Source organism: Pontivivens insulae (assembly GCF_900302495.1).
Lineage (GTDB): Bacteria > Pseudomonadota > Alphaproteobacteria > Rhodobacterales > Rhodobacteraceae > Pontivivens > Pontivivens insulae.
Genome location: NZ_OMKW01000001.1, coordinates 648,726 through 659,559, shown reverse-complemented (window position 1 = coordinate 659,559; position 10,834 = coordinate 648,726). Strand labels below are relative to the sequence as shown.

The window sequence follows — 10,834 nt, the reverse complement described above, 5'->3', positions numbered from 1 at the left end:
CTTCGTTCCTCCGGGTCCGCTCCCCAAAGCGGCCCCAAAAACTGCATTGGACTAGAGATCCAACGCCCTCCGCGCTGCGCGGTCATCGACCGCCAGCGCCCCTATGGTCTGCACCATATCGAAATCCAGCGAACCAGTTGCACGAGCCCGCGCAACGACTGCCAGAAGGTAATTGCGGCGAACGGTTGCCCGCCCAACCTGCGCCAGCACGTAGGCATATCGTGCCTGTGCTGCAGCAACGGGATTGGCCAATCCCGCCTCAACTTCATCATTTGCAAGCCGCAGCGCCACTGCACGCGCGCCAAGCACGCGGCTGAGCCGCTGGTCATTCTCATACAATGTCTCAATCGCGTCAGAAGCCGTTTCGAGCGCTCGCAGCAGATCACGAATGTCCGCCTCTTGCAGATGTCGCAATTCCGATGCTTCGGCGATCTGTCGTGCCGTCGCAGCAATCCGCGTGCCGCCGTTGTAGATATCCCAGCCGATGTTCAGCGTCAGCGTGTCTGTCAACGTCTGACTCGCGCCATCGAAAAGCGAGCCACCACGATTCACACCTTCGCGAGCAAAATCCAAGGTGACACGCGGATAGAAGGCACCGCGGGCCTGATCGATCTCACTCGTGGCAGCTTGCAGGGCTTGCTCGATCGCACGAATGTCAGGATTTTGCCGAACCCTTTCCCGCTCCTCTTCGGTCAATGGGGCGATGGCGGGCAGAACACCATCCAAAGCCAGCGACTGGATAGCCGGGCAAATTTCAACCTGTGCCAGTCGGCAGAACGCCTCTGACCGTGTCTGGAAATCGGCGACTGCGATCTCACGATCCGTTTCAGCCTGCGCCAGATCCGCAACCGTATCCGCGCGGGCGGAAGCACGAAGTCTGCCCGCCTCCACCTCCAACCGCTCAATTCGATTGACCGTTGAAAGGTAACGTACTGCTGCGTCAGCTGCCTGATATCGCTCAAGCGCCTCTATCCCATCAAGGTAGAGCGTCAGCACGGTGTCGAGTTCATCCTGGAACGCGCTATCCGTTCTCGCCCGCGCGGCCTCACGCTCATCCATAGCGACATCGATGCCAGCACTCGCCTCTGCATCGTAGACCGTTTGACTGACCCGCAGACCAAACGTCTCCGTCGGAAATTCGCTCGTGTTTCCACTAAATGACGGCTGAGAGGAAAAGAGGATCGCCTGATCAACCTGATTGCGTTCGAAATCCACTGACACTTGCGGATAAAACGCGCCCTGTTGTTCCCGCACCCTTGCCGAAGCGCCCTGTAGCGCAAACCCGGCGGCGCGCACGCGAGGGGATTGGTTTACAGCCGCCTCAGCGAAGCTCAAAAGCTCTCTGCTGGGATCAAAGCTGATCTCACCAGCCTCCAAAATCGCCCCGCCCTCAGCATCACTCAACAAGACCGGCGGCACCTCCAAACCCGGAGGAGACGCATCTCTACTGATCCGTGAATCCTGGCAACCGGCCATGACGGAAAGGCCACAAAGGGCCAATAGAGTTCTTACGCTTCGCACGGTTGGGGGCTCCGTCGGTGGCTATATTAGCAAAGAGTATTGCCGAGTAAGTGGCTTAAAGCCACAGAATTCTGCGCTTTTTTCCGATTTGAGCGGCCTCAAAACCGGATTGTGATCGCCTTATTTTCGACAATTTCGAGGTAAAATTCAGACCATTCCCGACACAGAATGACCGGTGCTAAGGGTCCCATGTTCAGTCCTGCAGGAACTTGACCTGCTCAAAGGCGTATCTACGTCTGTAGGATCAAATTAGGGGCAAGACATGACGACCAATCTGCGGGCAGGGCCATTTCTTTTTGCCCGCAAAGCGACAGCCGAGAAGAGCGACATCGCGATTGTCGCCGCACTATCGAACGATTCGTCTGTGCCAATCGTGCGCGATTCCAGTGGTCAGGTCATTGATCCAACGACTCTCTACAAGAAGTTTGGTGTCGTCATATTGCGTTGGGAGGTCAGTCTGCCCACGCAAGCCGGGGCGCACTACACCTTCAACGAAACCGTCTTCGACGTAGCAACGGATCTAACTAGTGATGTGCGTGTCGCCTACGCCTCGTGCAACGGCGAAGAAGACGAAGATCCAGACTGGTCGGAAGAGGATCGAAACAGGCTGTGGTCCCGTCTGGCGCAGGAGCACGCCGAAGCTCCGTTCGGATTGATGCTGCATGGCGGCGACCAGATTTACGCGGACGACATCCTGCAATCACACCCAGATATCGAAGCCTGGGAAGAGGCCGATCACGATGACAAGGATGGTTTCATCTGGTCACGCAGCATGCGCGAGGCGGCTGAGTCTCACCTGTTGAACCGTTACCTCGATCTATACGCGAGCAAGGATATCGCGCACATGCTGGCGCGGGTTCCCTCGGTTATGATGTGGGACGACCACGATATTTTCGATGGGTACGGCTCACATCCGAACCCAAAGCAAGAAAGTGCTGTCGGTGCGGGCCTGTATGCGATCTCCGCCACAATGTTCCGCCTGTTCCAGCAGGGTCTCGCCGAAGATGAGCCGATGCCGCGTGGTGGCGTGGCGTTTGACGCTCCGGGGTTCAGCGTCGTCGCGCCGGATCTGCGGGCAAGCCGAACGCCCGAACGCGTGATGGATGAAATGTCTTGGCAGTGGCTCGACGCGGCCCTGGCAGAGCGGCGGGATGGGCAGCACTGTTTTGTTATGTCGTCGGTTCCCGCCCTCGGGCCGCGCCTAAGCTGGGTGGAATTCATCCTTGATTACGTATGGCCGGGCACAAATCAGTATGAGGACGATCTGCGGGATCAGTGGCAAAGCCGAACACACCGCAAGTCTTGGCGACGGTTTCTGGGAATGATGGTTCGCGAGATTGAGGACTACCGACAGCCCGTCACGCTGCTCTCAGGCGAAATCCACGTCGCGACAAGGGCAGAGATGTTGATGAAAAACGGCGGCGTCCTGCATCAGCTTGTCGCCTCAGGCATCAGCCATACGCCTCCAGGACGGGGCTATGCGCGCATGTTGGGCGCGCTGGCCGCCGTCGGAGAAGACCCCCTGATCGGCTACCCGATCACGATCCATCCGCCGTTGGGCAAGAAACACCGCTACATCTCTGAACGAAACTACCTTCGACTGACCCGGCGGGACGGCAAATGGTACACGGATTGGGAGTTTGAGGAGTCGGGCCCCAACGAGGAAATGATGCTGACCGGTCAATTGCGCCTCGACAGCTGAACCGCCAGGATCCCGCCCATGATGACGGCGACCCCGATCAGATCGCGCAGCCCCAGCGCCTCCCCCAAGATCAGCGCAGCAATTGCAACACCCAGAAACGGATTGAGAAAATGGAACGTCGCCGCACGCGTCGGACCAATGCGATTGACGAGCAAGAACCATGTCACCGTTGCCAGAAGACCGGGCACGAGAGTGGTGTAAGTGAAGGCGACAATAAGCTGCCACTGAAGGTCGACGATCAGGTCCTCGGTCAGTAAGGACAAAGGAAGCAACCCCGCAGAGCCAACAAGCATCTGAAGGCCAACGACCGCGATCACGTTCCCGCCTGGCGAGGCCCCTTGTACCAAAAGAGTTGCAGCTGTCAGTGCGAGAACACCAATCACAACCATTGCAACGCCAGTCGGATCAGCACCGCCACCCAATCGATCGCTCATTATCACCAGAACGCCGACCAGCCCCACCACCAGCCCGGCAAGGGCCACCGCGCTCAGTCTCTCGCCGCGAAGAGCATTTGCGCCAGCAACAAGAAGTGGGAGCAAGCTGGCGACAATCACCGCAAGAGACGCATCGATTGTCTGCGCCGCCCAGAAATTCGCACCAAGATAAATAACATTCTGGCATAGGCCGAAGCCGACAACGGCCAACCACTGAGCACGCGTAAGGCGCAGGCGCTGCCCCAGAAATCGGGCAAGGGCGAGCGCTATAAGCCCCGAAATCAGGAACCGTACACAGAGCAAGGCGAAGGGTGGCGCGTATTGCACGGCGATCTTGGCCGACGTGAAAGCGGACGACCACATCAGCGCAAAGCTGACACCCATGAAGATTGCCCTAAAATCCATGACAGCGGCTTAACACGGCAACGCACTGGAACCAGTTCGTAAATTGTGCCGGGACAATCGGTTTGCCATCGGTAAACATGGTTTTGGCGCAACTTCTGCGCCATCACTCAACCGAGTGTCACGGGAGGGATCAACATGCGGGTTTCTGAAGCGGTAACCAAGCGCAGGTCCACGCGGGCCTTTCTGCCAACTCAAGTCGATCCCAACCTGCTCAAGCGTCTTGTCGCAAAGGCTGGCCGCACTGCGTCTGGTGGAAATCTGCAACCATGGCACGTGCATCTTTTGACAGGCGATGGCATGGCCCGATTTCGAGAGGCGATGGCTCCACGCCGCGCAACCGGCCAGGCAGACACGCCCGAATATCCTGTCTATCCCCAGCCGCTCGCAGAACCATACCGCACGCGCCGTTTCGCCGTTGGTGAGGCAATGTATGCAAAGCTGGATATCCCGCGTGAGGACAAGGCCAAACGCCTCGAATGGTTTGCACGTAACTGGGACTTCTTCGGCGCCCCCGCAGCATTGTTTTTGTTCGTAGATCGGCAAATGGGCGCTGCGCAATGGACGGATCTCGGCGCATATCTGAACACAGTCATGCTGCTCCTCGTTGAAGAGGGGCTTGCCTCCTGCCCACAAGAAGCGTGGAGCGTGCAGCACGAAACCGTATCCAGGTTTTGTGACGTAGCGCCGAACCTCATGCTGTTCGCCGGACTCGCAATAGGCTACGCCGACCCCGACGCGGACGTGAACGAACTTGTGACCGAACGCGCTGACGCACAGGAATGGATGACCCATCATGCCTGACCACATCCGGCCAAAGGCCGTTATCTTCGACATCGGCAATGTCCTGATCCACTGGAAACCAGAACGTTTCTATGAAGCGCGGCTGGGCAAACCGCGATCAGATCGTTTCTTCGCCGACGTCAAGCCGCATGCCGTAAATGATGAGGTAGATCGCGGACGTCCGCTCGACCAAATGGTTGAAGCGCATGCCCGCAAACATCCGGAGTGGGAAGACGAAATCCTGTGGTGGCGGGATCACTGGCTCGAACTGGCCAGTCCGGAAATTCCCGAGTCGGTTACGTTGTTGCGCCAGCTAAAGGCCAATGGCGTTCCCGTTATGGCACTCAGCAATTTCGGCATAGACACATTTGAGATGGCCCGGCCACGATATCCGTTTCTCGATGAATTCGACCAGCGGTTCATTTCTGGCCATATGGGCGTGATCAAACCTGACCCGAAGATCTATCAGATGTTGGAAGAGGGCACCGGTTTGTCAGGAACCGACCTTTTGTTCACGGATGATCGTGAGGACAATATTGCAGCCGCGGCAGAGCGCGGCTGGCAAACGCATCTATTTACGAAGCCCGAAGGCTTCAAAGCCGTTCTGATCGAACGCGACTTACTTTAGAAGTCGATGCCGTAGGTCAGGTAGACCGAGTTGACGCCAGGATTGCGGTCGTAAAGGCCCGCGTTGGATTTGTGCTCTACAACAAAGCCAATCGAAGATTTGCCCATATCGTAGGACAGACCCACCTGCGTGCGGAACTCTACCGTACCGCCTAGATCTTCGCCATCTCCACGCTCGTAGAGGCCCGGCGCAAAACTGGTGACAAAGTCCAGATTCTCGGTGAGCGGCGCATTTGCGAACACACCGAATCCAACCCACGCGTCACCGTCTTCGTCAACTTCCAGAGCAGCACCGCTGCGCAGCTCGAACGGGCCAAGGTTGCTGAAAACGTCATAACGGGATTCCAGCAGGAAGCTTGCAGCCTCCGGCCCATCATCGAAATTGTCGGAGCCGAGGCCAACAATGATGCTTTGCGCGTAGACAGGAGAGGTCATCAACAGGGCAGATAGGGCAAGGGGACGGAGCATTGAATTATCCTTTGGACCACAGACTCAGGGGGCGGGAGCCGATAGAGCGCAAGTCAGCGGAAATTCGCTCAGATTGCAAGCAAAGCCCTGCAAGTTTTTGACCTTACGTCAGCAACGCTTGCAAATTCGCAACGCCCCAGCTAATGCCCCCCGATCCGCGCACGGTGCGCGAAGAGGTCATCCGCGACCCTCTATAAAAAACGGAAAGGATAACTCATGTCCCGTGGATTCTTGATCGGTGTGGCCGCCATGGCCGCCGTCGTCGTTGCCTCAAACATTCTGGTTCAGCACCTCTTTGGTGATTGGCTGACCTGGGGTGCTTTCACTTATCCTATCGCCTTCTTGGTAACCGACCTTACCAATCGTCTTCTGGGACGTGACGCGGCCCGCCGTGTTGTGCTGGTTGGCTTTGCTGTTGGTGTGGCTTGCTCGCTCATCGGCAGTCAGATCGAAGGTGAGTTCGGCCCGCTGGTCAGCCTGCGCATCGCAATCGGCTCTGGCATCGCGTTCCTCGTGGCACAACTCGTTGATGTGGTAATCTTCGATCGGCTGCGCGATCGCGATTGGTGGCGTGCGCCACTTGCGTCTACGCTGGTCGGATCCACCGTCGATACCGCGCTGTTTTTCACCATCGCGTTTTCCGCCCTGTTCATCTTCATCGACCCTGCGCAACCCAATGGCTGGGCGCGCGAGATCGTGCCGCTCCTTGGCATGGGCCCGGAATTGCCGCTGTGGGTCAGCCTCGCGGTGGCCGATTTTGGGGTGAAGCTGGCGCTGGCTGCTCTGGCATTGATCCCCTTTGCTGCAGTGGCGCGACGGTCTGCCGCTTGACTTGAGCGCCCGATCTGCCACCCTCTATGCTGAACGAAGCAACTGAAAGGAGGTGATCTGATGTCGAGTGAGACGTTGGAGCAGGTGGTCGGGTTCAAGCATGAGGTGCGCGTCTGACGGGGCAACCCCCGCTGACACTTCCTTTGCTTAGGTGGATAACCTAGCCGGTCATCCGCCCCAGCTCACGAATTCTAAGATTTGAAGGGGCCTGCATTGCGGGCCCCTTCTCCATTGAGGACGAACCGATGCCCCTGCACATCAACGACCGCATCACGATTGAAGACTGGGAATTGACTGAGCAATTCACCCGCGCATCCGGTCCCGGCGGGCAAAACGTCAACAAGGTGTCAACTGCGGTCGAACTCCGCTTCGAAGCGGAGCGCTCACCCAATTTGCCCGGTGACGTTAAAGCACGCCTGCGCCGCATAGCAGGCCGAAAGTGGACCAAAGACGGGGCATTGATCGTCACCGCGCAAACCCATCGGTCCCAGGCCATGAATCGGGAAGAGGCCGAAACCAAGCTCATCGACATGATCCGCGCCGCCTGCCAGCGCCCGAAACGCCGCATCCCGACGAAACCGACACGGGCCAGCCAGCGCCGCAGGATTGAAGCGAAAAAGGCAACGGGCCAGAAGAAAGCATTGCGGGGCCGCGTCGATCCTGACTGATTGAATGGTCGTCCGCTATAATCCTAAGCCACTTTCACTTCCTGGAAGTATCCTCGCCGAAGGCATCATCCTGTCGGCCAAGACGCAGGATGAGTGGAACCAGCGCGGTCAGTACAAACAGACGCAGAACGTGGTGGGCCGCGACGAAGGCTGGATCCGCATCAAGCAAAACGGCCATCGCCGCCATTGTCTCAACACCGCCGGGCGAGAAGGCAATCAGGACCTGCATGACAGGCAATCCGGTCACCGAAGCGACCAGTGTGGCCCCTGATAACGAAATCACAATCGAAATGAGAGTAAGCGCGCATGATGCACCTAGGGCCTTACGCAAGGTCGCCCAACGGGTTCCGTCGAACCGTGTGCCGATCAGCGTACCCATGATCAGAAAGCCCGGAATGGTCAGCCACAGCGGCACACCGCCAGAGACCCAACCGGCCCCGTGCAAAAGGGAAGACGCGAACATGCCTCCCAAAAGCAATGCCGCCGGAACGCCGAAACGGCTCAAAATAAGACCGAGCCCGGTTCCTGCGGCCAAGACCACGACCAGTATCGGCAACGCCATGGCGGCGGGGGCCTCAGCAGGTGCATCCAGATCGCCTCCCAACACCACGACGACGGGAACGAGCAGCGTCAACGCCAGCAGCCGCAAGCTTTGCACCACGGTCACAAAGGGTACGTCTGCGCGCACGTCCAATCCCAACCCCAGAACGTAGCTTAAATGTCCGGGAGAGGCCGCAAGTGTGGCTGTCCGCCAATCCCGGCCGAACAGCCGGGCCACCGTCATCGCACCGACAAGCAGGATCGCACCAATTGAAACGGCCAGCATCACAACACTGAACGGCCAGGTGCGCATTGCCTCAAGTGTTTCGGGGGTCACACCAGCACCCATACCCGTGCCGATCACGATAAATGAGGCATCGCGCAACCGAACCGGCATATGCAGTCGAACCCCTGCGATAGCAGCTGCCGTAACCGTCAGAGCGGGGCCCATCAACATCGGCGCGGGCAGTCCGATGAGCCAGGCTCCCATCGCACCGAACGAGCCGATCGCCACGGCCATCAACGTTCGTGCCCAGAGCTGCGTCATCAACTGATCTCCTTCCGGCACCGTGCTTCGCGCATCGGAAACACGCTGGCAATGACGTCATTGTAGGGGCGCAACCTGACAGGGACCTGTCGCAATCGAACGCTGACACGTGCGCAAAAGGCGTTGCGACAGCGCCCTGATTGTCCCACGCTTACGCAAAAGACTGACCACCGGAGGATATTCCATGAAAACCCGTGCCGCCCTCGCCATCGAAGCGGGCAAGCCCCTCGAAGTGACCGAAGTGAACCTCGACGGTCCCCGCCAAGGGGAAGTTTTGGTGGAAATCATGGCCACCGGGATCTGTCACACAGATGAGTTCACGCGGTCCGGCGCGGACCCTGAGGGGATCTTTCCCGCGATCCTCGGTCACGAGGGCGCTGGCATCGTTCGCGAGGTGGGTCCGGGCGTGACCTCCCTGAAACCGGGCGATCACGTCATCCCGCTTTACACCCCCGAATGTCGGGAGTGTGAGTACTGCCTGCATCCCAAAACCAATCTCTGCCAGTCAATCCGTACGACGCAGGGACAGGGCCTTATGCCAGACGGCACAAGCCGGTTCACGACCCTCGATGGTGATCCGATCTTCCACTACATGGGCACGTCCACCTTCTCGAATTTCACCATCATGCCAGAGATTGCGGCGGCCAAAATTCGCGAGGACGCGCCGTTTGACAAGGTCTGCTATATCGGCTGCGGCGTGACCACGGGCATTGGCGCGGTGATAAACACCGCGAAGGTAGAGATCGGAAGCCGCGCCATCGTCTTCGGCCTTGGCGGCATTGGTCTCAATGTCATTCAGGGCCTGCGCCTCGCCGGCGCGGACCAGATCGTGGGTGTCGACCTCAACCCCTCAAAAGTTGAAATGGCGACCCGCTTTGGCATGACCGATTTCGTCAATCCGGCAGAGGTGGAGGGAGATCTGGTCCCCTATCTCGTCAACCTAACCAAGGGCGGGGCCGATTATACCTTCGATGCTACGGGCAATGTGCAGGTGATGCGCGATGCGTTGGAGTCGGCGCACAAGGGCTGGGGTGAGAGCATCATCATCGGCGTTGCGCCTGCGGGGGCCGAGATCTCCACCCGTCCCTTCCAGCTCGTCACCGGACGCTCCTGGCGCGGTACGGCCTTTGGCGGCGCGCGCGGCCGGACGGACGTGCCCAAGATCGTGGACTGGTACATGGACGGTAAGATCGAGATCGACCCCATGATCACCCACAAGCTGAGCCTTGATGAGATCAATCGCGGCTTCGACCTGATGCACGAAGGCAAGTCCATCCGCGCGGTGGTGGAGTACTGATCTGGTCCAGCGCCTGAACCTTACGGCAGTACTGGTTGACGGATATCCATCACCAGAACCCGGTGAGGTTCGCATTGCCGATACGGTCGTGAAAGGGTTCGGCCTGCGGATCTGGGCCGGACCAAACGGTGGCGGGCGCGCCTTTGATCTGCGCGCCCCAAAGGCCGAGGAGGGCAGGCCCGCAGAACTTTTCGACCTTGGGATCACGCTCGTCAGCTGAGCACTGATCCAGACGGCATGCGTGCATATCTTCACGGTCTTGGTGCATCGCTGGATTTGGCCCGAAATTGGGCCCGGGATGAGAAATACCGCCTCCTACAACTGCCGAAACCAGAAGAGGCAGGAACGACACGCTCTGACAGCGAACCCGCCCAATTGCGGCGGCGCCATCAGACAACGCCTCTGCTGGACCTCATTCAGGAAAATATTGACGAAATTGACCCTGCCGCCCCACCCCGGCGATCAAAGCTGCCGGGGTGGGCTTTCGGATTTAGGATGCCGTCACAACAATCGTTCCGACCATCTCCGCCCCGTGGTGGGGATCGCAAAAGTAGCGGTAGGTGCCCGGAACAGTGAAGGTCTGGGTGAACGTGCCACCGGCGGCAATTGAGCCACTGTCAAACGCCATCGCCCCCTCTGGCAGTGAGACGCTTGCCGCTTGCGCAGGTGTTGCTGGCGTGGTCGAGACCGTATGCGCAAATCCAGACACGTTGCGGAAGGTAACGCTCTCCCCCGCGCTGATTGTGACCGTCTCAGGCGTGAATGTCAGGCTGGGGGTCATGTCCACGACAACCCTTCCGGCCATTTCGGAGGCCATCGGCTCAGATGATGGACCACATGCGGCAAGTCCAAGGGTTGAAAGGGCAAGGGCGAAGGCTGCGGCGGTTTTCATGGGAACTCCTCTGTTTGTTCCCAGTCAGCCACGTGAACGACCATGAAAAGTTTCAAGGGCCACAAAAACGAGACGCCCGCAGCCATTGGCAACGGGCGTCCTGGGTCTTTTCCTGCGCAACA

The 10,834-nt window shown here is 58.8% G+C and carries 12 protein-coding genes; 6 read left to right on the top strand and 6 right to left on the bottom strand.

Annotation, left to right across the window (positions count from 1 at the left end; translation table 11 throughout):
• Positions 1–51 precede the first annotated feature (51 nt).
• Positions 52–1,404: a TolC family protein gene (locus POI8812_RS03170; RefSeq protein WP_162844868.1), complete on the bottom strand. Its 1,353-nt coding sequence runs from the start codon at positions 1,402–1,404 to the stop codon at positions 52–54.
• Between the two features lie 379 nt (positions 1,405–1,783).
• Here POI8812_RS03170 and POI8812_RS03165 point away from each other — a divergent pair, with 379 nt between their 5' ends.
• Positions 1,784–3,223 (top strand): alkaline phosphatase D family protein, encoded by a 1,440-nt coding sequence (locus POI8812_RS03165; protein ID WP_211310368.1) that lies wholly within the window; start codon positions 1,784–1,786, stop codon positions 3,221–3,223.
• Here the strand turns inward: POI8812_RS03165 and POI8812_RS03160 are convergent.
• Positions 3,202–4,062 carry a DMT family transporter gene (locus POI8812_RS03160; RefSeq protein ID WP_108781060.1) on the bottom strand — a complete coding sequence of 287 codons (861 nt, stop codon included), beginning with the start codon at positions 4,060–4,062 and terminating at the stop codon, positions 3,202–3,204. The two genes, POI8812_RS03165 and POI8812_RS03160, sit on opposite strands and share 22 nt — an antisense overlap.
• Positions 4,063–4,197: 135 nt before the next feature.
• Here POI8812_RS03160 and POI8812_RS03155 point away from each other — a divergent pair, with 135 nt between their 5' ends.
• Together POI8812_RS03155 and POI8812_RS03150 are read left to right on the top strand one after the other, a co-directional pair.
• A complete protein-coding gene (locus POI8812_RS03155) occupies positions 4,198–4,863 on the top strand; it encodes a nitroreductase (RefSeq protein WP_108781059.1) in 666 nt (221 codons plus the stop codon).
• Positions 4,856–5,470 carry an HAD family hydrolase gene (locus POI8812_RS03150; RefSeq protein WP_245895231.1) on the top strand — a complete coding sequence of 205 codons (615 nt, stop codon included), beginning with the start codon at positions 4,856–4,858 and terminating at the stop codon, positions 5,468–5,470. The genes POI8812_RS03155 and POI8812_RS03150 overlap by 8 nt, the downstream gene beginning before the upstream one ends.
• Here the strand turns inward: POI8812_RS03150 and POI8812_RS03145 are convergent.
• The gene (locus tag POI8812_RS03145; protein ID WP_108781058.1) at positions 5,467–5,937 is read right to left on the bottom strand and encodes an acyloxyacyl hydrolase; all 471 of its coding nucleotides are present in this window, start codon (positions 5,935–5,937) and stop codon (positions 5,467–5,469) included. The two genes, POI8812_RS03150 and POI8812_RS03145, sit on opposite strands and share 4 nt — an antisense overlap.
• 216 nt (positions 5,938–6,153) lie before the next feature.
• Between POI8812_RS03145 and POI8812_RS03140 the strand changes: the two genes are divergently transcribed.
• Together POI8812_RS03140 and arfB are read left to right on the top strand one after the other, a co-directional pair.
• Positions 6,154–6,768 (top strand): queuosine precursor transporter, encoded by a 615-nt coding sequence (locus tag POI8812_RS03140; RefSeq protein WP_108781057.1) that lies wholly within the window; start codon positions 6,154–6,156, stop codon positions 6,766–6,768.
• Positions 6,769–7,013: 245 nt separating this feature from the next.
• Positions 7,014–7,436 carry an alternative ribosome rescue aminoacyl-tRNA hydrolase ArfB gene (gene arfB / locus POI8812_RS03135; protein ID WP_108781056.1) on the top strand — a complete coding sequence of 141 codons (423 nt, stop codon included), beginning with the start codon at positions 7,014–7,016 and terminating at the stop codon, positions 7,434–7,436.
• 34 nt (positions 7,437–7,470) lie between these two features.
• Here the strand turns inward: arfB and POI8812_RS03130 are convergent, their stop codons facing one another.
• Complete coding sequence (locus POI8812_RS03130; RefSeq protein ID WP_108781055.1) at positions 7,471–8,523, bottom strand: AbrB family transcriptional regulator; 1,053 nt, start codon at positions 8,521–8,523, stop codon at positions 7,471–7,473.
• A gap of 184 nt (positions 8,524–8,707) precedes the next feature.
• On the opposite strand from POI8812_RS03130, the gene POI8812_RS03125 reads away from it, so the two are divergent.
• Positions 8,708–9,820, top strand: coding sequence for an S-(hydroxymethyl)glutathione dehydrogenase/class III alcohol dehydrogenase (locus POI8812_RS03125; RefSeq protein WP_108781054.1), 1,113 nt, complete (start codon positions 8,708–8,710; stop codon positions 9,818–9,820).
• 49 nt (positions 9,821–9,869) lie between these two features.
• Here POI8812_RS03125 and POI8812_RS03120 read toward each other — a convergent pair whose 3' ends face one another.
• Positions 9,870–10,067 (bottom strand): hypothetical protein, encoded by a 198-nt coding sequence (locus POI8812_RS03120; protein ID WP_146186112.1) that lies wholly within the window; start codon positions 10,065–10,067, stop codon positions 9,870–9,872.
• A 243-nt stretch (positions 10,068–10,310) separates the two neighbouring features.
• Positions 10,311–10,712: a cupredoxin domain-containing protein gene (locus tag POI8812_RS03115; RefSeq protein WP_108781052.1), complete on the bottom strand. Its 402-nt coding sequence runs from the start codon at positions 10,710–10,712 to the stop codon at positions 10,311–10,313.
• Positions 10,713–10,834: the final 122 nt, after the last annotated feature.

Excerpts from the sequence above, each read along its gene's own strand:
- POI8812_RS03165 (WP_211310368.1), top strand. The coding sequence starts at position 1,784 with ATGACGACCAATCTGCGGGCAGGGCCATTTCTTTTTGCCCGCAAAGCG.
- POI8812_RS03160 (WP_108781060.1), bottom strand. The coding sequence starts at position 4,062 with ATGGATTTTAGGGCAATCTTCATGGGTGTCAGCTTTGCGCTGATGTGG.
- POI8812_RS03155 (WP_108781059.1), top strand. The coding sequence starts at position 4,198 with ATGCGGGTTTCTGAAGCGGTAACCAAGCGCAGGTCCACGCGGGCCTTT.
- POI8812_RS03150 (WP_245895231.1), top strand. The coding sequence starts at position 4,856 with ATGCCTGACCACATCCGGCCAAAGGCCGTTATCTTCGACATCGGCAAT.
- POI8812_RS03145 (WP_108781058.1), bottom strand. The coding sequence starts at position 5,937 with ATGCTCCGTCCCCTTGCCCTATCTGCCCTGTTGATGACCTCTCCTGTC.
- POI8812_RS03140 (WP_108781057.1), top strand. The coding sequence starts at position 6,154 with ATGTCCCGTGGATTCTTGATCGGTGTGGCCGCCATGGCCGCCGTCGTC.
- arfB (WP_108781056.1), top strand. The coding sequence starts at position 7,014 with ATGCCCCTGCACATCAACGACCGCATCACGATTGAAGACTGGGAATTG.
- POI8812_RS03130 (WP_108781055.1), bottom strand. The coding sequence starts at position 8,523 with ATGACGCAGCTCTGGGCACGAACGTTGATGGCCGTGGCGATCGGCTCG.
- POI8812_RS03125 (WP_108781054.1), top strand. The coding sequence starts at position 8,708 with ATGAAAACCCGTGCCGCCCTCGCCATCGAAGCGGGCAAGCCCCTCGAA.
- POI8812_RS03120 (WP_146186112.1), bottom strand. The coding sequence starts at position 10,067 with ATGCACGCATGCCGTCTGGATCAGTGCTCAGCTGACGAGCGTGATCCC.
- POI8812_RS03115 (WP_108781052.1), bottom strand. The coding sequence starts at position 10,712 with ATGAAAACCGCCGCAGCCTTCGCCCTTGCCCTTTCAACCCTTGGACTT.